Below are 20,291 nucleotides of genomic sequence, written 5' to 3'. Positions count from 1 at the left end.
CACCGTCACCGAATGCCGGACTGGACTGCCACTCAGTCCGCACTTTAATCCCTAGGTGGCCATGCCTTTTTCGGCAAACAGTCTAGGAGTTTTCCTCAACAGCCCGTTCCAGTCTCCTAGCCTCTTTTGCAACAGAGCTTTCAACCGCGTTCCGCTTTGAAGCGGAGAGCGGTATCCCCACCCTGTCACTCAAGGCAGGCTACGCTACACCCAGTTGATCCCGAGATGCAGGTTCATACCCCAAGCCGTCGTTCCCGCATGAGAGCGTACACGACGAACATTGGGCCTCCGCGGAAGAAGGGTCAACGCCCGCATGCCATTGCGGATCGCCCTTCAACCTTAACTCTCAGCATCAGCCCATAGCTGGGCGCCACAAGCCAACACCAAGAACTTCATCGATGTGCCCTTTAGCGGATTTTTAGGCCCGCTTTCAGAGGTGGTGGGCTGACTAGAATACTGCGCCACTCTTCAGTAGTACATTTTATTATAGCATAAGCTTATCGCCTTAGCACCTTGCAGAACTTACCTGTCGCGAGCCAAAAGATAGTCGGCAATTTGAAGCAACCGCTCCGGATTGATCCCATCATGCCCGATGATGGCGTTTTTGGCTTGCTCGGTTATTTCATTGAGTCGCTTTTTAGACTCCTCCAGCCCGAGCAAAGCGGGATACGTAGATTTTTGGTTGGCTTCGTCACTACCGACCGGCTTGCCGATCAGCACAGCATCTCCGATGACATCCAAAATGTCGTCTTGAATTTGAAACGCCAATCCCAACCGATACGCATAACGGGTCAAAGCCGCCAAAGCCACTTCATCTGCGCCAGCTACCATCGCTCCTGCACGTACAGAAAACGCGATCAGGTCTCCCGTTTTCCGGTGATGAATGCTTTCCAGTTCAGCCAGCGTCACCGTGCGCCCTTCGCCTAGCAAGTCGTCCACCTGACCGCCAACCATGCCTTTGGCACCTGCCGCCACAGAGGCTTCATTGATCAGCGCCAAAGCCACTTCCGGTGCAACTCCCGTTTCTCCTGCCGCGCGGGCCATAATCCCGAACGCTTCCGTCAGCAAGGCGTCACCCGCCAATATCGCGTGCGCTTCGCCGTAGACTTTATGATTTGTCGGCATACCACGGCGCACATCATCATCATCCATCGCTGGCAAATCATCATGTATCAGGGAATAAGTGTGAATCATTTCAATGGCACAAGCGAAAGGCAACGCTTGCTGAGTGTTTCCCCCAAGCGCTTCCACTGTCGCCAAGACAAGAACAGGCCGAAAACGCTTACCTCCGGCTAAAAGAGAATACCGCATGGCATCCTTTAAAACAGAAGGAATCCCTTCTAATCCGGCTGTGTAATCGTCAAGGGCCTGATGTACGAGCTTGGCTTTTTCTCTCATGTAGCTTTGTATCTGCACCTAATCCATGTCCTCCTCTGCCTCAAACGGTTTTTTAATCCATTCCCCGTTTTCTTGCATCAACATTTCCACCTGTTGTTCGGCCCACTCCAGCTTTTTCCCGCAGAGGTGGGAAAGCTTCATCCCCTCATCGAACAACTGGATGGCCTGTTCTAGGGGTGCGTCTCCCCGTTCCAACAGCTGCACCACTTCTTCCAGCCGCTCCAACGCCTTCTCAAAGGGGAGCGACTCCAGTTGAGTCAGATCGATTGGATCACTCATCGCCATTTTCCTCCGATCTCCAAACTTGACATTTGAGTTGGCCGTCAGCCACCCGTACCCGGATCAGATCTCCCGGCCGGACTTGTTGCCTTGATTTCACCAACTCACCGTTTGCGTGTCGGTACACGAGCGAATAGCCGCGTTGCATCACTTTGAGCGGACTTAGGGCGTCCAATTGGGCCACCAATGCTAGATGCTTCTGACGCATACCGTTTAGCTGTTGCAACATCTCCTGGCGCTGATTGCGCTCTAAGACGGCAACGCGTTCACGCAGTTGTCTGATCCGTTCTTGGGGATGATGCGCTGCCAACCGGACACGCTCATTCGCCAAGCTTTGGCGTTTCTCCCGGACAAGCTGCACCATGGCACGCTCCAATCTAGCTTCCAACTCATCGCGCCGTTGCACGTATTGGTGCAAACGGGCATGGGGATATTTAAAAATCGGTCGGTCCACGCTTTTCTCCAACCGCTCGCGAGCCCGATCAAGTACAGCCATTTGCGCCCGTAACAGCCGTTGCGTCAGCAAAGCAACCCGCGCTTTCAGATCCTCCACATGGGGAACCACCAGTTCAGCAGCGGCGGTTGGTGTCGCCGCTCGCACGTCAGCCGCAAAATCACTGATCGTCACGTCCGTCTCATGGCCTACCGCGGAAATCACAGGTACCTGGGAACGATAAATGGCGCGGGCCACGATCTCTTCATTAAACGCCCACAACTCCTCAAGCGAACCGCCGCCCCGCCCCACGATCAACACATCCGCTTCCAGATGCAGGTTCATCCGGTCAATCGCCGCTGCGATCTCCGAAGCCGCTTTTTCCCCCTGAACCGACACGGGATGCAACAAGATGCGCGTGAGGGGATAGCGGCGGCGCATCGTCGAGATAATGTCGCGCACCGCCGCTCCATGCGCGGAAGTGATCACGCCGACGGTTTTGGGAAACGCGGGGATAGCTTTTTTCGGGGCATCAAACAAACCCTCAGCAGCCAACTGCTCTTTCAAGCGCTGAAACGCCACATGCAAGTCGCCCACTCCGCTCAAGCGCATGTCTTGGGCGTAAAGCTGCAAGCTTCCACTCTTTTGATAGATGGAAACATAACCCTTGACCAACACCCGGTCCCCATTTTTGGGAACAAATCGCAAGCGGCGATTGTTGCCTGCGAACATCACTGCATTCAGGGTGGCATTTTCATCTTTCAAAGTGAAATACATGTGGCGGCTATGGGTGTGTTGCGAGAAATTGGAAATCTCCCCTTCCACCCACACCCCTTTTAAGCTATCGTCGTCTTCCAGCTTGCGGTAAAGATGTTGAACCAAATCCGTTACCGACCAACGTTCGGGTTCACGGATCATCATCTTCCCTCACTTTGTCTGTAAGAATGAGTAAAACCTTTTCTCACCTTATCATGTTCCGCGGCTACCGTCCATGCCTATTTACCAATTCGTTTGGCCGCTTCTACCGTGTTGCGCATCAACATGGCAATCGTCATCGGACCTACCCCGCCCGGAACAGGAGTGATGGCGGAAGCGATCTCCTTGACCTCGTCAAACTTCACATCGCCAACCAGTTTCCCCTCATGGCGGTTAACGCCAACGTCAATGACTACCGCACCCGGTTTAACATGCTCGGCAGTCAGCATCTCCGGCCGCCCCACTGCCGCGATCAAAATATCAGCCTGCTTGGTATGGGAAGCCAAATCAGCCGTCCGGGAATGGCACATGGTGACGGTGGCGTCAGCACGTTGGAGAAGCAGGGAGATCGGTTTGCCCACAATATTGCTCCGGCCGACCACAACCGCGTGCTTCCCAGCGATTTGTACGCCGCTTCGTTGCAATAAATGCATGATGCCATGAGGCGTGCAAGGCAAAAGCGCTTCTTGGCCGATAACCATGTTGCCGACGCTGACAGGTGTGAACCCATCCACATCCTTGGCGGGAGAGATGGTAGCAATGACCTTGTCTGGATTGATATGATCTGGCAATGGCAATTGTACCAAAATCCCATGAATGGCAGGGTCGGCATTGAGCGTTTCGATTAGCTCCAACAGCTCTCGTTCGGAAATAGACGATTCGCGGCGGATAAGCCGGGAGTTGATTCCCACTTCTTCAGAAGCGCGAATTTTCCCTTTCACATAGGATTCCGATGCCGGATGATTGCCTACCAACACCACTGCAAGGCCTGGAATCAAGCCTTTTTCCTTTAATTTAGCCACTTCGATTTTCAATTCGCTACGCACTTCTTTTGCGATTGTTTTTCCGTCGATAATGGTTGCCGTCATTTTATCCACATCCTTATTTCTTAACATTAATAGCAGTTTAACTCATTAATGTTCAGTTTATCCTGTTCACTCTTGGATGTAAAGATAAAATGAGAGGGGGGACACCCCTCTTATGAGTTGATCTCTTGATTGTCGACCTGCTGTTGGGGAGGGAGATCAGCAACCAACCGCCCTAACACCCCGTTGACAAAACGGCCAGATTCGACACCGCTAAACGCCTTGGCCAAATCGACCGCCTCATTTAAAATAGCGGCTCGCGGTGTGTCCACTTCATGCATCAACTCATAGACCGCCAACCGCATGATCGCCCGATCCACAGAAGAGATGCGGGCGAGTGACCAGCCTTCCTTTAAATGGCGTTCAATCACTGGATCAATGGCAGCCTGGTGCTCCCTCACCCCTTGCGCCAGACGGAGGTAAAACGCGTGATCTTCCTGCTCCAGTTTTTCACCTCTCGTCCGGATCACATCCGTCTCTTCATCGGGATGAAATTCACATTCGTACAATGCTTGAATCACTCTTTCGCGTGCGGTTCTTCTGCTCATTAAAACCTTCCTCCAAAAAGAAGCCCGAGCAGTGTCTGCCCGGTCCCATAATTTTGCGCATCCATATTATCGAGCTTGTTTGATCGGCCGTCGCGCATCAAAGCGGTGCCTGCCTCATTCGTATTTTGCCCAGAGAAACACCGTCTCTTGCATGGTTCTCGTCTCTAGAACGCCCGTTGCGCGCGTGGGAAATCGTTAAAGGATGTTCACTCGGATTTTTCCGGCGGCATTTTAATCCCATCTACGCGAACAATCACTTTATCGACTGTCAAACCGGTCATGCTCTCTACTGCCGTCTTCACTTGCTCTTGGATTTCGCGGCCCACATCTGGAATATGGAAACCATATTGTACCACAACCGCCAAGTCGATCGTAAGTTGGTCTTCCAGATCAACGCGAATTCCTTTCTTCAGGTTTTTACGTCCCAGCAGTTGGTTGATGTCCCCAACAACCCCTCCGCTAAGGGTGATCACACCGTTCACCTGGGAAGCTGCGATGCCCGAAATCAATTGAATCACTTCTGGAGCGATCTCCACTTTGCCAAGCTGGTTCGCGTCGTATTGGTACAAATCACTCATGCCGATCCTCCTCGTTTAAATTAGTCTTCTCCAAGAATTGGATATGGAAGTCACCTGACACAAAGTTGGGATGGTTCAACACCTTCAGATGGAACGGAATGGTCGTGTGCACGCCATCGATCGCAAATTCTTTGAGCGCGCGGTTCATGCGTTCGATTGCCTCCTGCCGGTCTTTCCCCCAAACGATCAGTTTGGCCACCATCGAATCATAAAATGGGGAAATTTGATACCCTTGGTAGCAGGCGCTGTCAATGCGCACACCATTTCCGCCCGGAGGTAGGTAGAATTGGATCTTACCCGGAGACGGCATGAAGTTTTTGTCCGGCCGCTCCGCATTGATCCGGCATTCAATCGACCAACCGTCGAAACGAATGTCTTCCTGTTTCCATTTTAATTTTTCTCCGGCGGCAATGCGAATCTGTTCTTTGACCAAATCGATTCCGGTGATCAACTCGGTGACCGGATGTTCCACTTGAATCCGGGTGTTCATCTCCATGAAATAAAAATTGCCGTCTTTGTCCAACAAGAATTCGACTGTCCCCGCACCAGAGTATTGTACAGACTCCGCCGCTTTCACGGCCGCCTCGCCCATACGGGAGCGCAAATCTTCGCTCAGCGCTGGAGAAGGCGCCTCTTCGATCAGTTTTTGGTAGCGGCGCTGGATGGAGCAATCCCGCTCACCCAAATGAATCACATTGCCGTAATTGTCAGCCAGCACCTGAATTTCAATATGGCGGGGCTCAACCAAAAATTTCTCCAGATAAACCCCGGAATTGCCAAAGTTGGCTTCCGCTTCCTTTTGCGCCAAGGTGATTGCACGCGTAAGCTCTTCTTCGTTGTAAACGACGCGCATTCCTTTACCGCCGCCACCTGCTGTCGCTTTCACGATAACGGGGTACCCGATCTCCGCCGCGGTCTTGGCCGCTTCTTCCAGATCATCGATCACCCCTTCAGTTCCGGGAACGGTCGGCACACCCGCCACTTTCATGGTCTCGCGCGCCGTGGTCTTATCCCCCATCTTTACAATCGCTTCTGGTGAAGGGCCGATGAAGGTGATGTTGCATGCCGTACACAATTCCGCGAAATCGGCGTTCTCCGCCAAAAAGCCATAGCCGGGGTGGATGGCGTCCGCTCCCACCAAGGTCGCCGTGCTAAGCAGGTTGGTCATGTTTAGATAGCTGTCTCGAGCAGCCGCCGGGCCAATGCAATACGCTTCATCCGCCAAAGTCACGTGCAACGCATCGCGATCCGCTTCTGAATAGACGGCGACGGTGCTGATCCCCAGTTCGCGGCAAGCGCGGATGATGCGAACAGCAATCTCGCCGCGGTTTGCGATTAAAATTTTCTTAAACATAGCGTAAACCTCCTCCCATGGCCTAAGTTGTTTTCACCAGGAACAGAGGCTGGCCGAACTCAACCAACTGACCGTTTTCGACGAGAACTTTGACAATCGTTCCACGCACTTCAGCTTCAATCTCATTCATCAACTTCATCGCCTCCACGATGCAGACGACCGTATCCCCGTTGACCGTGTCGCCTTCTTTCACATAAGGGTCTGCATCCGGAGCTGGAGCGCGGTAGAAGGTTCCCACCATGGGCGAAACGATTTTATGTAGATTGGCATCTTCCGCCTCTTCCTCTACTTTAGTGGGCGCTGCCACTTGAGGCTCTTTTGGAGACGCAGGTGCTTCTTGAACGGGCGCCGGAGCCGGAGCTTGTGGAACTACACTTACCGGAGCTTGTGGCGCAACAGCCATAACAGGAGCCCCAGATTTTTTGATGGTAACTTTTGTACCTTCTTTATCGATTTCAAATTCTTCAATGCTCGACTCATCAATCAACCGAATCAGTTCACGGATTTCATGCATTTTAAATGCCATTGCCTATCACTCCTTGTATTGTCTTGGCAAGGATACTCAAGTATGATAATAACGCTAATAGCATACCGTTTTTTTAGTGGTTTGACCACCCCTTGAACTTAAACGGAGCCCCATCGTCCCTCTGCCTTTTAAAGCCTTGCGGGTGAGTTGACAGCTCACACATTCATCCTACTTGTTTCTTTTCCTAATATCAACTATTAAGACCAGATACTAAACCGAAGCCCCCTCTTTTCCCACGGCTCACGTTGTTAATACATTTGTAAAACATTTCACTTGCAACTATCTTCCCCTCAATTTGACCAGCGAGTATAATAAAAAAGTCATCCCATTTCCCCTCCAAATGAAAAAATGTAGCCTTATTGCTAAGAGCCGGTTTCCATGAAGGAAACCGGCTCTTTTCCACTTTATTTGCGATAGGCGACCGATACATTGAGCGGAGAAACATTGAGATGTTGTTTCACCAAACTGATCAGTCCGACCACTTGTTTCCTGCTAAGATGCTCAGTCTGTACGACGACATCGACATGTGGACTGTTGCTCACCACCACGGCATCACGGTACCCCTCTTTGCGAATCAGTTCTTCCAGCACCGTTTCCGCATTGTCCACTTTCATCAGCTCTTCAATTTTCGCATTGGCTTCCTGCAGTTCTTTTTCCGAAGCATCCGGATTGGTCAGCACTTTCATGTATTCTTCTACCATCTTCTGACGCAACGTGCTCCGTTGCAATTGGTATCCGACAAAATAATCATCTTGGTCTTTCTTGTTCAGTTTATCCTTGGTGCTGTTTGCCGACGCTGGTTGATGGATTGGTTTAATGTTGACGTCCACATCCCCCTCCGGGTCCACCTGTTTGGCCGCTTGCCGAACCGGCTCCACAGGCCCCGTCACAATATAATAAGCTGACAGCACCACCATGATGGATAACATCGTCACCAACCAAACCGTTTGTTTGTTCACTGACATGTACAATTCCCCCTTATCCTTTTGGCAGAACAGAAATGCGGTGCATGGGAATGTCCAATGTGCGCTGGACGGCCTCGATCACGATAGCCTTGACTTGCAGATTTTCCACTCCGCGCGCTACTACCAGCACACCCCGGACTTTGGGTTTCAACTTCTTCACGACCACTGGCCTTTCGCCATCATCATTGCGATAATACGCCGTTTTTCTGTCCCGCGTGTTTTGGGTGATAGAACGGTTTCCTCCCGTTTTGTCCCGTTCCGTCGTCACTTGCTCCGAATTCCGTTCATCGATTTGCACCACTTCCTCCTCTGTGGAGTCAAGGTTGACGACCACTGAAACATCATCCACGCCGACGATTTTGCCTAGCACTTCCGACAACTGCTGTTCCACTTCCCGTTCATACTGTTGCATCGCCGACATGGGATGGTTCACTTGCGGTTTCGCAGACGCGGGCATCACCCCCTCCGGCTCCGGTTGGACGGCGCTTTCTTTCACTCCCACAAATGAGGAAACCAACATGATCGCCACGCCGGCCCCTCCCAAGATAACCATCCAGCCCAGCTTGCTTTTTTGCTTGTCGCTGCTTGCCAATTTCTGTTCCAACTGCTTCAACCATTTGAACAACACGCTTCACCTCCCCGCGCCTATAATGCATCCACTGTCACCTGAACTTGTTCTTGCCGCACATGCCAAGCATCCGACAAGTAACTGGCGATGTTCTGGGCTAGTTTGTTCCCCGCATGGTCCCCTTTGGGTGAAGCAGTTTCCCTTTCGCCGACCGAAATGTACACAGGTTGAACCGGTTTGCCTCCCAACTGATGGGGTGAAACGGCAGACACGCTAGCCCTCACGTGGATGTGCTTGATTTCGGCCATCCCCTTCGGCCTGGTTTGCAGAGTCACGTTCGACTCCGTCACTTCCACTCCAAACTTCCGCTCCACCTGTTCCTTGATGCTCAGCTCCATTTGCTTCGACGATTGCTCTTGTATCAAGCGGTCTTGCGTGGTTTTCAACTTTTCTCCCTGTTCTCGAATCTGCTGTAGCGATGCCAATCTTTCTCCATGCGACGCATGGGTGAACGCCAACGCGGACAAATCATATTCTTCCGACAATAATTGAAAGATCGGCGTCAGTATCGCCATGATGATCAGTAACCCCATCACCAGCTTGACATAGCGATCCAAGGCGTTGTTGGGCAACAGCAAATCAATAAATGTTGCGATCAAAACCAAGATGATGATTTGTTTGAGCCATTCGCTTATCCATTCGATCACTTTGGGTCACCTACCTCATCATCACCGAGACGTTGCCCGAAGCGACGATTATCGTGATAGCCAAGAAAAACATCAGGCCTACGGTTGCCAGAGCGGCGAAAATGTATATGAGCGTACGGCCGATGGTACTCAGGCTCTCAATGATGGGACTATTTCCCAAAGGTTGCATCACCGCCGCCGTGAAATTGTAAATGAAAGCGAGCGACAAGATTTTCAACGCGGGAAACGCACAGATAAACAGCAAGATCAGCACGCCGGCTAGGCCAATCGTGTTTTTGACCAGCAAGGAGGCGCCCATCACCGTATCCGCCGCTTCGGATATGGTGCGTCCGATCACCGGAATAAAATTCCCCGTGATATACTTGGCCGTGCGTAACGTGACCCCGTCCGCAATGGAAGCAGTGGCCCCTTGGATAGAAATCACACCGAGGAAAATCGCCAACAACCCACCCAGTACCGACACACTGATTTTCCGTAACAAACTGGCCAATTGATTCACCTTGTACTTCTCAGACAGGCAACTCACGATGCTCAGAATGGCGGATAAAAAAAGCAACGGAAAAACAATGGTGTAGATGAATGTGCCAATCATGTGGATCATGAACACGATCAACGGATGGAATAAAGCAACCGAGCCGATGTTGCCCATGGACACCAAGAGGGTGAGCATCATTGGCACCAACGCTAGCATGAAGTCGATCATGCGACCGATTGCGGTTTTGGCCGAATCGACCGCCACATGAAAGCTGTTGGCCGCCAAGATGATCAGCACCATGAACACGATGGCGTAAGCCACTTTGCTTACTTGGTTCTGCTCAAAAGCCGTTTGCAGTGTCCTTAACAACATGCTCAATACGGTCAACACCACAATCGTGCCGAGTAGCTTCCCGTTGTACAAAATTTCATGAAAGAAAAAGCGGACGAATCCCATCAGCACCTGTTCCAATGACAGCTCTTTATTGGGTGACAGCAACAAATCAAACAAACTTAGCCCCTGTTCCCCTCCTAGATACTCACCGTAATCCCCCTTGAGCTGTTTCCAAAAGGTGTCCACTTGCTCCACTTGCGTTTGGTTCAATTGACTTCGCACCAATTGATCAATGACAGAAGAGCCGCTTTCTTCTTCCGCGGCAAAAACGGAAGGGCGAATCAGCAGAAGAAAAAGGCACAGAAATGGAAAGATCCAAGCAATTCGTTTCATCTATCTTCATCCTTACGCAGGCAAAATTCGGATGACCGTCTCAATAATCACCGTGATAATCGGGATTGCCATCACCATGATCAACACTTTCCCCGCCAGTTCGATTTTGGAAGCGATCGCTCCTTGCCCGGCATCCCTGGTCACTTGCGCGCCGAATTCCGCGATGTAGGCGATGCCGATAATTTTGAGGATCGTTTCCAAAAATAGGTCGTTCACTCGCGCTTGGTGAGCCAAACTTTGCAACACTCCCAGCACCTCGGCGATTTTCCCCGCAATGGAGATGAAGATGATGACACCCACAAACGCCGCTAAAAGAAAAGCGAAAATCGGCTTCTGCTCTTTGATGATCAAGATGAGAAACGTGGCAATGAGACCCAGCCCCACCACCTGGATGATTTCCAAGCGGATCGCCTCCCATCATGTGCGAAACAGAAACACATTCTTAATGGTTTGAAACAAATCTTGCACCAGCATGGCCACCATGAAGAGGACAACAACAAAGCCAAACAGCGTCACCCAGTGGGCAAAATCCTCTTTTCCCATCTGTTTCAGCACGGTGTGGATCATCGCGACAATAATCCCGATGCCCGCGATCTGAAACACCGAATCCAGATGATACGGCATACGCACCCTCCATTCCGAAAATTGGCTCAAATCATGAGGATTACCAACAAGACTCCCGTCAAAACCCCCATGGTTTTATACATTTTTTCATACCGGTCTTGTTCTTCACGGGCGCGGTTTTCTTCCAGCTCCAATTGATTGCAGGCCATCGTCAGATGATGCGCTTGGTCTTGGCGGTCTGATGATCCCAGCACCTGACAAAGTTGTAGTAGCACAGTTTGTTCCGATTGTTGTAATGCGGTTCGCTGCCACTCTTGCTCAATGGCTCGCCTAAAACATTCATAGGTGGAAGAGCCGTCCCCCTTGAGCAGCTGATCGGCACTGGCCTGAAACAGCCGGGACACCGCCGTTTCCTCCTGAGAAGCGATGTTAGCGCAAGCTTCAGCGAGCGGCCTTGTCCCATATTCAATCTCTGTTTTCAGGATGGCTAAGTACGATCGAAGTTGCCTCAGCTGTTTGGGGCGGTCGCGCACGCGTCCGGCAAATGTGAAGCCCAACCAGCTCGTAGCCAAAATCACCAACAATCCGCCGATCAATTTCATCATCACCCAGCAACCACCTCGCTCCGGTTTGGGTAAAGAAACCGTCCTGACGCATCTAGCACCCGCTCTACCGTCCCTGGTCCCTGTGCGCGACTAAGTATCATGATGCGCGAAAATACTCCTTCTCCCAGTAGCGGGGCAAACGTGGGCCGGTGCATCAATTCCTCAACCGAACGCCCGTGAACGGTGGCGAAGACGGAAACCCCCGCATAGACCGCTTCATGGATCGCCTCCGTGTCTTCTGCCCGCCCCAACTCATCAACGACTAAAATATCAGGAGACATGGAGCGGATCATCATCATCATCCCTTCTGCTTTGGGACACCCGTCAAGCACATCTGTCCGTAATCCGACATCATGTTGTGGCACCCCATGCAAACATCCTGCGATTTCCGACCGTTCGTCCACAATCCCCACTTTATATGCCGGATATCCTTGTCCACCTGTGCCGGCCAAACGTGCCAAATCACGTACCAACGTGGTCTTGCCGCATTGGGGTGGGGACACGATCAATAGATTTTCAATCCGCCCCCCATGCAACACGGTAGAAATCCACCGCTCTCCAACGCCTTTCACTTGTCGAGCGATACGGATATTAAAGCCGGTAATGTCCCGAAGATGCTTGACCCCGCCTTGTTCCACTACCACTCTTCCCGCCAAACCGATGCGATGGCCGCCTTCGATTGTGACAAAGCCGCGTTTAAGCTCTTCCTCCAACGCATACAGTGAATGATTGCTAATCAGGTTAAGCAGTTTGACACAATCACCGCGTGTGGGGATCCAAGCGCATTCCGGACTTTTGCTCAATGACCCTGCCTTGTCCACAAACCAAGCATGGGTCGGCGTGATCACTTCCAAGGGCCGCCCTTGACGAACGCGAATTTCTTCGATGGTGGCGGACACTTCCTTCGGCAGGGAATGAATCACTTCGCGCAGCCCTGGGGGGAGAATCTTGCAAATCGCTTGATATGGCATGGAACACCTCCTGTCCCATGGTTCTTCTTTATTCCCATTCATATGTGAGCTTGTTTCTTTTATGCCAACCGTTGCCGCAAAAATAGCGCGCTGTTTTTAAGCCACAAAAAAAAAGCACCCCGTATCTTCTGGGGACACTTCGAATGTGCTATCAATTCCATCTTCTTAAAAGTATCGGATGATCTTCCTCATCCCGGATGTGCACACCCTTTGCCGATCGGAACGGCTTCCCATCGATGGATGAAAAGGGGAGCTTTTTCTTGGCTAACGCCACGCGTTTTCCGTGCAATCAATTCCTATGTTCTCTTTGAACTGCTACAGGCGCGGGTCATTCAGTATCATCGTCCGCGCCTGTGGCATCCCGTGACGCTTGCTTTCAACACAATGGTACGATCGCCGCATCACGCTTTTTTAATCTTCGCTGATCACCGTTTCGACATCCTCTTCGTCGATCTCCTCAAGATCCAAGACCGTGTGGCACTTGGGGCACAACAACTCCACATTTTCATCATCCAAATCGTCCTCGTCGATAGTGACATCTTCACCGCATTCAGGGCAAGTCACCTCAATCTCATGATCCCACTCATCATCTTCCTCATCGTCATCGTAACAAAGCAATTCCAGTTCATTGAGGTCTTCGTCGATGGTCTCCACATATTCCTCCAGCTCCGACAACCGGCGCTCCAATTGCTCGACGGATTCAACCAGTAAGTCCACCACATCAACCAACCGTGACAACCCACGGTACTCCACATGGTGCTGATGGTTCACATCTCCTTCCAACAAGCCTTGGATGAAGGACAAATCACGTTTAATGCTTTCGAACATCTTTCACTCACCTCTTTGCGGCTTCGATTTGCTCCTAGTGTGCCACCCGCCTGACCGATCCAATCCATTCAATAAATGGCAAATAGCATCCGGCCTTTCAGGGCAAACTGATGAAGCAGATTGAAATGAGGTGAATTTGGGATGCCACAAGAAAACAACGCGCAAACCACGGCAAAGCCAAGCTGGGCTGTCCTTATCACGTTGAGTTTCATCCCGTTGATCATGGTTTTGGGAAACTCCATGCTGATTCCAGTCTTGCCCACTGCGGAAAAAGTGTTGGACGTCAACGCCTTTCAAGTGAGCTTGCTCATCACGCTCTTTTCCATTCCCGCCGCATTGGCCATTCCGATCGCCGGAGTGTTGTCCGACCGTATCGGCCGGAAAAAAGTTATCATCTTCAGTTTGATCCTGTATGGAATCGGCGGGCTGCTAGCTGGATTCTCCGCTATTTACCGAGGGGGGTCTTACGGATTCCTGCTCGCTTCACGTATCGTGCAAGGAATAGGGGCGGCTGGTACCGCTCCGATCGCCATGGTGTTGGTGAGTGACTTGTTTACCAAAGACAACCGGAGTAAAGCGCTGGGAATCATTGAAGCTTCCAATGCGTTTGGGAAAGTGCTAAGTCCCATCCTGGGCTCACTCATTGCATTGATCACTTGGTACGCCATGTTTTTCGCTTTTCCACTCTTATGCATTCCAGCTTCACTCGCTTTGTGGAAACTAGTCAAAGAGCCCACCAAAAAAGAGAAACCGCAACCGCTGACTCAATACAAAGAGCACATCAAAAAGATTTTTAAGCGGCAAGGCAATTGGATGAGTGTGGCGTTTATCGCCGGGGCTTTGACGATGTTTACCATGTTCGGAGTGTTGTTTCACCTATCCGATTTCTTGGAAACAGCGTATCGCATCGATGGCATCAAAAAAGGGTTCATTCTGGCCATCCCCCTGCTAACCCTTTGCGGAACGGCTTATTTTACTGGTTCGCATGTAAAGGAGAATACCCGGCAAATGAAAAGGCTGATCATCATCGGACTGGGCCTTTCTGCGGTGGCCATCGCCGTCATCCCTTGGGCCAAAAACGCCCCCCTGCTCATCACCGCAGTTTCATTCATCGGGATTGGAAACGGATTGGTCCTCCCTTGCTTAAATACGATGATCACTTCAGCGGTCGGTATACAGGAGCGCGGCATCGTCACGTCGCTGTATGGAAGTGTGCGTTTTTTTGGAGTCGCCATGGGACCACCCACATTCGGCGCTCTGGCCAACCGTCCCTTTTTGCTATTCATCGGGTTGGGCGTTGTCTTATTCTTTATCGCCTGGCTATGCAACGTAATCATCCACCCACCCAAACGCATCAAAGGGAAGAATGGCCGTTCCCGCTTACTCATACGCAAAAAACCGCTCTCTCCCGCTTAAAGAAGCACTTGCTTCTCCTGCCAATTATGAAATAGAGTGAAGATGAACACGGCGTAAGGGGGAGAAGAGCGTGATGGAAATGAAAAGCCTATTGCAAGTTCTAGCCGATTTGAGTGGTACGCGTGCGGATAACGCCAAACCCCGGTCAACGGGTTGCACCATGGTGATAGACAAAGGGTTGGGCTTATCCGCCTATCAAGACCTCTTGCAGCTCACGGGCGAATATATCGATTTCATCAAACTCGCTTTCGGGACAGCCACAATTACCCCCCCTCAAATCCTTCAACAGAAAATCGCTTTGTGTAAACAACACGGCATCCATCTTTATTTTGGCGGAACCTTTTTTGAAATCGCTTATATCCGACGGAAAGTGGATGAGTATTTTCAAATGGTACGTGATTGTGGATTGGATTGGGTCGAAATATCGGACGGCACGGTCACGATCCCAGCTGAAACCCGTTACCGATTGGTGCAACAAGCCTGTCAGATGAGCTTGCAAGTCATCACCGAAATCGGAAAAAAAATGCACGGCTACCATCCTACCGTCGACGAGTTTGCTTCTATGTTTGCGTTGGACCGCCAAGCGGGGGCTGCATACGTGATCATGGAAAGCAGAGAGTCCGGACGAAACATCGGCGTGTATGACCAAGCGGGAAATGCGGATTGCGCCTACCTAGAAAAACTGGCGGAGCGGATCCCGACACAATATGTGATATGGGAAGCGCCCCAGGTCAAACAACAGGTACAGCTCATACAATTACTTGGTAATTCGATCAATTTGGGTAACATCCAACCCAGTGATGTGATGTCGTTGGAGTCTTTACGCCGGGGCTTGCGGGCTGACACATTAACTCAATTCCTCTCGCGCTAAATTATTGGAATATTTCAAATCATAATTAACTTCCCGTTCTGTGTTGGAGAAAAAGATGACTAAAACCACCTTGTCCATCATAAAGTGTAACTAAACAACCTCGGACAGGGGCTATCCATATGAATCCCGATATTTTACTCGTCGTCCTAATTATCATCGGCATCGTGGGTCGATCCCCTCTGATCGCCACTGCCGCAAGCTTTTTATTAATATTAAAACTGATTCATCTTGATCGCTATTTCCCTGCTTTAGAGCGACGAGGGTTAGAGTTTGGTCTGCTGTTTTTGACCCTTTCTGTGTTGATTCCCTTTGCCTCCGGACGGATCAACACCAAAGATGTGCTGATGGTTTTCACCTCCACTCCGGGAATTTTGGCCTTGTTGGGAGGGGCACTCGCCACTTACATGAATGGCAAAGGGTTGGATCTATTAAAAGTGGACCCACAACTGATTGTCGGATTGGTCATGGGTTCCATTTTCGGCATCTTGTTCATGCGGGGAATACCAGTGGGACCGCTCATGGCTGCTGGCCTCACGGCTTTCTTCCTGCAAATATTAAAATTCATTTTTCGATGACCCTGCTTTTTGAAGCAGGGTTTTTCTCATGACTGGATAAATAAAGAAGCGACACTCTCGCAGTGCATGGGCGCACGAATCAGCCCGACTTATTTTTTCGATGGAGGGATCAACATGAAGAAGAATGAAGAACTACAAGATTATATCCAGCGGCTAAAAACCCATCTGAAACCGTTACCGCCTTCTGAACAGCAAGAAATTGTCAATGAAATTGAAAGTCATCTCCGCGAGGGAGTTAAACACGGCAAGCCGCTAGACACATTACTCACCTCTTTAGGCTCTCCCGCTGAGCTGGCCAAAGGATATATCGGAGAATATTATCTCAGTCAATCACCTACCCGGCCTTCTGTTTGGTTAAAGAAAATGGTTTTTTTCACGACAGCGGGAATGACCAGCCCCGTCGCTACCGTCTTCTTAGGTGGCACCAGCGCCGCGTTTGCCTTGGCGGCAGCCCTTGTGATGATAGCAGGCTTGTTACGCCTGTTTGGGGCTACGGTGCCATTTAACATCGGTACATATGAAGTTCCCCGCTTGCTCAGCCCGCTAGTCGCCATCGTTTTTTCCTTCTTGCTCGGAAAAACGGCCCTTTATTTTCACGGCAAGTTGCAAGCCCATTTTCAAGCGGTGCACCGTCGCTACCGCCGCCTGTTCCCTTCCAGTTCGCAAACGGCGAGCACCCACGCGCACGGAGAGTAAACTTCAGAACATAGGTCATAGCCTATTCCAATTTAAAACAACATGATAAGCGCAACTTTCGAAAATAATTTAATTAAAAATTTATATAGGAATCCCGATATTGTTTGCAGAATATACCTATTGTTTTATATATTAATCATCTTGCTGAAGGAGGCACTCAGATGAAGAAGTGGTTCACACTCGGACTTTCTCTCATTACCAGCACTGCATTTGCCATCACCGGAACCATCACTCCTGCGCATGCAAACGGGCACAGCCAAATGTACACCATCAACTTTAAAGGAAATGGCATTCCCGCCAACGCCGAACAAATCATTCAGGCAGCCGGAGGCACCGTGCTTAAAAAGGATGCTGCGCTTGCCTATGTGAAAGCGTCTTCATCCAATCCCCAATTTTTGAGCAAGATTCAAGCCAACCAAGAAGTGGAGAACGCCGGAAGGCAACTGAGCATCAAACTGGAAAAGGCCGTAGCAAAAGAGATGGCCGTGACGGACGGAGACCATGCTTACTATGACCAATATCAATGGGACATTAAACAAGTGACCCAAAACGGGGCAAGCTGGAATCTTCCCGGAGGGAAAGGTAAAAAAGATGTTGTCGTTGCAGTGATTGACACAGGCATCGATTTGGAACACCCTGACTTGAAAGACAACATCGTCGACGCCAAATCTTTCGTTCCTGGAGAAAGTGCGCAAGATTACGAAGGCCATGGTAGCCATGTGGCTGGTGCCATCGCGGCCAATGGAAAAGCCCTGGGTGTGGGGCCGTCTCTAGGGATCGCGGCGCTCAAAGTCTTCCCCCGCGAGGGCAGCGCTTCGACGGCAACCATCGCTGAAGCCCTGAAATATGCCGCTGACAAAGATTATGATGTGGTTAACATGAGTTTGGGCGATTATCTCTTCTTGCAAGATCCTGAAAGCCATGCCAGCGACATCCGCGCAGAAATGAATCTGTTTAAAAAGGCGATTGCCTACGCGCATCAGAAAGGGGTCACCGTTGTTGGTTCCGCCGGTAACGCAGGGGCTGACATCACCAGCCCGGGCCGCCTGACCCGCTTTTTCGATGAAGAAAATCGTGGCGCCACCCATCGCGACCCGGCCAGCAATCTGCTCATTCGCGTATCCGCCGGTAACAAGGACAAACAATTGACCTATTACTCCAACTATGGGGTCGGCAAAATCGATGTGATGGCACCTGGAGGAGACCGGGGTCCAAACAACAATGACCGTTCTTACCTCTGCTTCAGCACCGTGCCGATTGTGGATGAAAACGACAATGTGACGGGTCACGGCTATGCTTGGTACGCGGGCACGTCCATGGCTGCGCCCAAAGTAGCGGCGGTCGCGGGCTTGGTGATCTCCAAACACGGAAAAAACCAGATTTCCCCAACCCAAGTCAAGTCGATTATCAAACAATCTGCTGAAGACATTTATAAAAAAGGTTATGATAAACAATCTGGTTTCGGCTTGATCAATGCGGTTAATGCATTGAACCACCGCTGACCGGCCAAGGGCCCTTCCTGCACGGGAGGGCCCTTGGTGCATGCCGATACCAATTGCACCGGCGTTAATAGGTTGTTGCCTCTTATTTCTTTTTTTCTTCTTCCATCCGTTTCATCATCTGTTGCCACACCGTGCCGCTTGCTTCTTCTCCGCGTTCGATCCGTTCCAGCGCCAATCGCGCTTGCAAGCGCACCTCAAATTCAGGGTCATCCACTGCATCTCGGAGCGCTGGCAACGCTGATTCATCTCCCACTTCATACAGGAAACGCGCCGCACGCCAACGCACCAGTTTATTGGTGTCCTTCAGCGCAGCGCACATGGCAGGAATAGCCTCTGGATCGCCGATGTCTGACAAGGTGTCACCCGCTGTCCGACGCACGATTGGCGAAGCGTCACGCAACGCCCGCATGACATAAGGCAACACGGCTTTGCCTCCGACAAAACCAAGGTAAACCACAGCCAAGCGGCGAATGGATGCTTTTGCATCATCGAGTGCCCGATCCAAGACATGAAGCTCATCCGCGTTTGGCTCATACTGCTCCAACGCCGCATACCGTTTCTCCCAATTCTCGTCATTAAACGCTTGCATCACTTCATCCGCAGTCAACGTCTGTTCTTTCCGCTCTTGTTCTGGGTTTAGTACCCGTTCCACCATCTGCGACAAGCGCACTTCATCGTAAGCGGCGGCCAACTCTTCAACGACTTGTTCTCCCACTTCACTCATTTCACCGTATCGCGGGCGTTGCTCTACCCACTCCCGCTCAAACACCAAGTTGCTGGTTGCAGTCTGAGCCCGCATCACGGCGGCTTTAAACCGTTCCGGCAACCCAAATCGCATTTCTTCCCCATTTCTCACGCATTTGACTTGCATCGGGATGCCTTTCAACTTTTGAATAAACACGTGAACCTCGCCAAATGACTCCTGATCCGCTGCCGACTCTTCTTTTTGGGGTGCCGTAGCCATTGCCGCATCGCCCAACACTTCCCGCACTTGGGCCAGCACATCGGGCCAGTCCGCTTTAGGATGGCGTTCAATGGAGATAAAATCGAGCACTTGAAACAGGCTCTTCACCCCGTCGATCTCCAGCAAGCGCCGCAAGTAGTGGGGAGCGTCAGCCATTCGGTCTTTGGTGACATTGTAACTCGTTCCGGCGGGTAGCGTTTCATCGACATTGCATTTCATCACGTTGGGGCTCGGCGTCGGTTCAATCGAGACGATTTTCATGGCATTCCCTCCTATTATGAAAGTAAAACCTCTGAGCCACTGGCTTCAGAGGTTTTAGGAAAAACATACAGCTTAAGCCCGGGAAACGTATTGGCCGCTACGCGTGTCAATGATGAGGCGGTCACCGACATTGATGAAGAGAGGCACTTGCACGGTGAAGCCGGTGGACAGCTTTGCTGGTTTGCTACCGCCTGTGGCAGTATCCCCTTTGATGCCCGGTTCCGTTTCCACCACTTCTAATTCAACCGTGTTTGGCAACTGAATCCCGATCGTTTCGTTTTTAAAGGAAACGATTTGCACATTCATGTTTTCTTGCAAGAAGTTCAATTCATATTCCAAACGCTCCCCTGGAAGGGTGATTTGGTCGTACGTTTCATTGTCCATGAATGTGTATTCGCCGCCGCTTTCGTATAAGTATTGCATTTGGCGGGTTTCCACCAACGCTTTTTGCACTTTCTCCCCAGCGCGGAAGGTCCGCTCTTGGATGTTGCCGTTGCGCAGGTTGCGCAGTTTGGAACGAACAAACGCCGCCCCTTTACCCGGTTTTACGTGTTGGAATTCAATAACTTGCCACACGTCGCCTTCCAGTTCAACGGTCAAACCCGTCCGAAAATCGTTCACGCTAATCATGTTTTACTTT

The 20,291-nt window shown here is 50.9% G+C and carries 24 protein-coding genes; 5 read left to right on the top strand and 19 right to left on the bottom strand.

Annotation, left to right across the window (positions count from 1 at the left end):
* Window positions 1-522 precede the first annotated feature (522 nt).
* The 17 genes from QQZ12_RS12900 to QQZ12_RS12820 form a co-directional block, all read right to left on the bottom strand.
* Window positions 523-1,416: a polyprenyl synthetase family protein gene (locus tag QQZ12_RS12900; protein WP_223248066.1), complete on the bottom strand. Its 894-nt coding sequence runs from the start codon at window positions 1,414-1,416 to the stop codon at window positions 523-525.
* On the bottom strand, window positions 1,417-1,677 hold the full coding sequence (xseB, locus tag QQZ12_RS12895) for an exodeoxyribonuclease VII small subunit (protein ID WP_223248065.1): 261 nt from the start codon (window positions 1,675-1,677) through the stop codon (window positions 1,417-1,419). It abuts the gene before it with no gap.
* The gene (xseA, locus tag QQZ12_RS12890; RefSeq protein ID WP_284724512.1) at window positions 1,670-3,031 is read right to left on the bottom strand and encodes an exodeoxyribonuclease VII large subunit; all 1,362 of its coding nucleotides are present in this window, start codon (window positions 3,029-3,031) and stop codon (window positions 1,670-1,672) included. Before xseA ends, xseB begins: the two co-directional genes overlap by 8 nt.
* Window positions 3,032-3,105: 74 nt before the next feature.
* Complete coding sequence (gene folD, locus QQZ12_RS12885; protein ID WP_106342864.1) at window positions 3,106-3,954, bottom strand: bifunctional methylenetetrahydrofolate dehydrogenase/methenyltetrahydrofolate cyclohydrolase FolD; 849 nt, start codon at window positions 3,952-3,954, stop codon at window positions 3,106-3,108.
* A gap of 110 nt (window positions 3,955-4,064) precedes the next feature.
* The gene (nusB, locus tag QQZ12_RS12880) at window positions 4,065-4,499 is read right to left on the bottom strand and encodes a transcription antitermination factor NusB (RefSeq protein ID WP_102992141.1); all 435 of its coding nucleotides are present in this window, start codon (window positions 4,497-4,499) and stop codon (window positions 4,065-4,067) included.
* A gap of 206 nt (window positions 4,500-4,705) precedes the next feature.
* On the bottom strand, window positions 4,706-5,077 hold the full coding sequence (locus QQZ12_RS12875) for an Asp23/Gls24 family envelope stress response protein (RefSeq protein WP_102992140.1): 372 nt from the start codon (window positions 5,075-5,077) through the stop codon (window positions 4,706-4,708).
* A complete protein-coding gene (accC, locus tag QQZ12_RS12870; protein ID WP_106342866.1) occupies window positions 5,070-6,431 on the bottom strand; it encodes an acetyl-CoA carboxylase biotin carboxylase subunit in 1,362 nt (453 codons plus the stop codon). Before accC ends, QQZ12_RS12875 begins: the two co-directional genes overlap by 8 nt.
* 22 nt (window positions 6,432-6,453) lie before the next feature.
* Entirely contained in the window at window positions 6,454-6,957 is a 504-nt protein-coding gene (accB, locus tag QQZ12_RS12865; protein ID WP_102992138.1) for an acetyl-CoA carboxylase biotin carboxyl carrier protein, read from the bottom strand.
* 404 nt (window positions 6,958-7,361) lie between these two features.
* A complete protein-coding gene (locus QQZ12_RS12860) occupies window positions 7,362-7,922 on the bottom strand; it encodes a SpoIIIAH-like family protein (RefSeq protein ID WP_102992137.1) in 561 nt (186 codons plus the stop codon).
* Window positions 7,923-7,935: 13 nt separating this feature from the next.
* On the bottom strand, window positions 7,936-8,550 hold the full coding sequence (gene spoIIIAG, locus QQZ12_RS12855; protein ID WP_102992136.1) for a stage III sporulation protein AG: 615 nt from the start codon (window positions 8,548-8,550) through the stop codon (window positions 7,936-7,938).
* 17 nt (window positions 8,551-8,567) lie between these two features.
* Window positions 8,568-9,197, bottom strand: a complete 630-nt coding sequence (gene spoIIIAF / locus QQZ12_RS12850; protein WP_102992135.1) for a stage III sporulation protein AF — start codon at window positions 9,195-9,197, stop codon at window positions 8,568-8,570.
* 10 nt (window positions 9,198-9,207) lie between these two features.
* On the bottom strand, window positions 9,208-10,398 hold the full coding sequence (gene spoIIIAE / locus QQZ12_RS12845) for a stage III sporulation protein AE (RefSeq protein WP_102992134.1): 1,191 nt from the start codon (window positions 10,396-10,398) through the stop codon (window positions 9,208-9,210).
* Window positions 10,399-10,410: 12 nt separating this feature from the next.
* Window positions 10,411-10,800, bottom strand: a complete 390-nt coding sequence (spoIIIAD, locus tag QQZ12_RS12840; protein WP_022736160.1) for a stage III sporulation protein AD — start codon at window positions 10,798-10,800, stop codon at window positions 10,411-10,413.
* A 15-nt stretch (window positions 10,801-10,815) separates the two neighbouring features.
* Window positions 10,816-11,022, bottom strand: coding sequence for a stage III sporulation protein AC (gene spoIIIAC, locus QQZ12_RS12835; protein ID WP_022736159.1), 207 nt, complete (start codon window positions 11,020-11,022; stop codon window positions 10,816-10,818).
* 26 nt (window positions 11,023-11,048) lie between these two features.
* The gene (gene spoIIIAB / locus QQZ12_RS12830; protein ID WP_102992133.1) at window positions 11,049-11,567 is read right to left on the bottom strand and encodes a stage III sporulation protein SpoIIIAB; all 519 of its coding nucleotides are present in this window, start codon (window positions 11,565-11,567) and stop codon (window positions 11,049-11,051) included.
* Window positions 11,567-12,538: a stage III sporulation protein AA gene (gene spoIIIAA / locus QQZ12_RS12825; RefSeq protein WP_102992132.1), complete on the bottom strand. Its 972-nt coding sequence runs from the start codon at window positions 12,536-12,538 to the stop codon at window positions 11,567-11,569. The genes spoIIIAB and spoIIIAA overlap by 1 nt, the downstream gene beginning before the upstream one ends.
* Before the next feature lie 411 nt (window positions 12,539-12,949).
* Window positions 12,950-13,366, bottom strand: a complete 417-nt coding sequence (locus tag QQZ12_RS12820) for a CD1247 N-terminal domain-containing protein (protein ID WP_022736155.1) — start codon at window positions 13,364-13,366, stop codon at window positions 12,950-12,952.
* A 141-nt stretch (window positions 13,367-13,507) separates the two neighbouring features.
* Here QQZ12_RS12820 and QQZ12_RS12815 point away from each other — a divergent pair, with 141 nt between their 5' ends.
* The 5 genes from QQZ12_RS12815 (at window position 13,508) to QQZ12_RS12795 (ending at window position 18,426) form a co-directional block, all read left to right on the top strand.
* The gene (locus QQZ12_RS12815; RefSeq protein WP_284724511.1) at window positions 13,508-14,782 is read left to right on the top strand and encodes an MFS transporter; all 1,275 of its coding nucleotides are present in this window, start codon (window positions 13,508-13,510) and stop codon (window positions 14,780-14,782) included.
* A 73-nt stretch (window positions 14,783-14,855) separates the two neighbouring features.
* Window positions 14,856-15,653, top strand: a complete 798-nt coding sequence (gene comA / locus QQZ12_RS12810; protein ID WP_284724539.1) for a phosphosulfolactate synthase — start codon at window positions 14,856-14,858, stop codon at window positions 15,651-15,653.
* Window positions 15,654-15,772: 119 nt separating this feature from the next.
* A complete protein-coding gene (locus tag QQZ12_RS12805; RefSeq protein WP_102992129.1) occupies window positions 15,773-16,228 on the top strand; it encodes a DUF441 domain-containing protein in 456 nt (151 codons plus the stop codon).
* A 114-nt stretch (window positions 16,229-16,342) separates the two neighbouring features.
* Entirely contained in the window at window positions 16,343-16,924 is a 582-nt protein-coding gene (locus QQZ12_RS12800) for a DUF1700 domain-containing protein (protein WP_284724510.1), read from the top strand.
* 161 nt (window positions 16,925-17,085) lie between these two features.
* Complete coding sequence (locus tag QQZ12_RS12795) at window positions 17,086-18,426, top strand: S8 family serine peptidase (RefSeq protein WP_106342875.1); 1,341 nt, start codon at window positions 17,086-17,088, stop codon at window positions 18,424-18,426.
* An 82-nt stretch (window positions 18,427-18,508) separates the two neighbouring features.
* Here QQZ12_RS12795 and QQZ12_RS12790 read toward each other — a convergent pair whose 3' ends face one another.
* Together QQZ12_RS12790 and efp are read right to left on the bottom strand one after the other, a co-directional pair.
* The gene (locus tag QQZ12_RS12790) at window positions 18,509-19,651 is read right to left on the bottom strand and encodes a conserved virulence factor C family protein (RefSeq protein WP_284724509.1); all 1,143 of its coding nucleotides are present in this window, start codon (window positions 19,649-19,651) and stop codon (window positions 18,509-18,511) included.
* 72 nt (window positions 19,652-19,723) lie between these two features.
* Window positions 19,724-20,281, bottom strand: a complete 558-nt coding sequence (gene efp, locus QQZ12_RS12785) for an elongation factor P (RefSeq protein ID WP_022736148.1) — start codon at window positions 20,279-20,281, stop codon at window positions 19,724-19,726.
* Between the last annotated feature and the right edge of the window lie 10 nt (window positions 20,282-20,291).

Source organism: Laceyella tengchongensis, assembly GCF_900182735.1.
Taxonomy (GTDB): domain Bacteria; phylum Bacillota; class Bacilli; order Thermoactinomycetales; family Thermoactinomycetaceae; genus Laceyella; species Laceyella tengchongensis.
This window is presented reverse-complemented; position numbering and strand designations above follow the sequence as displayed.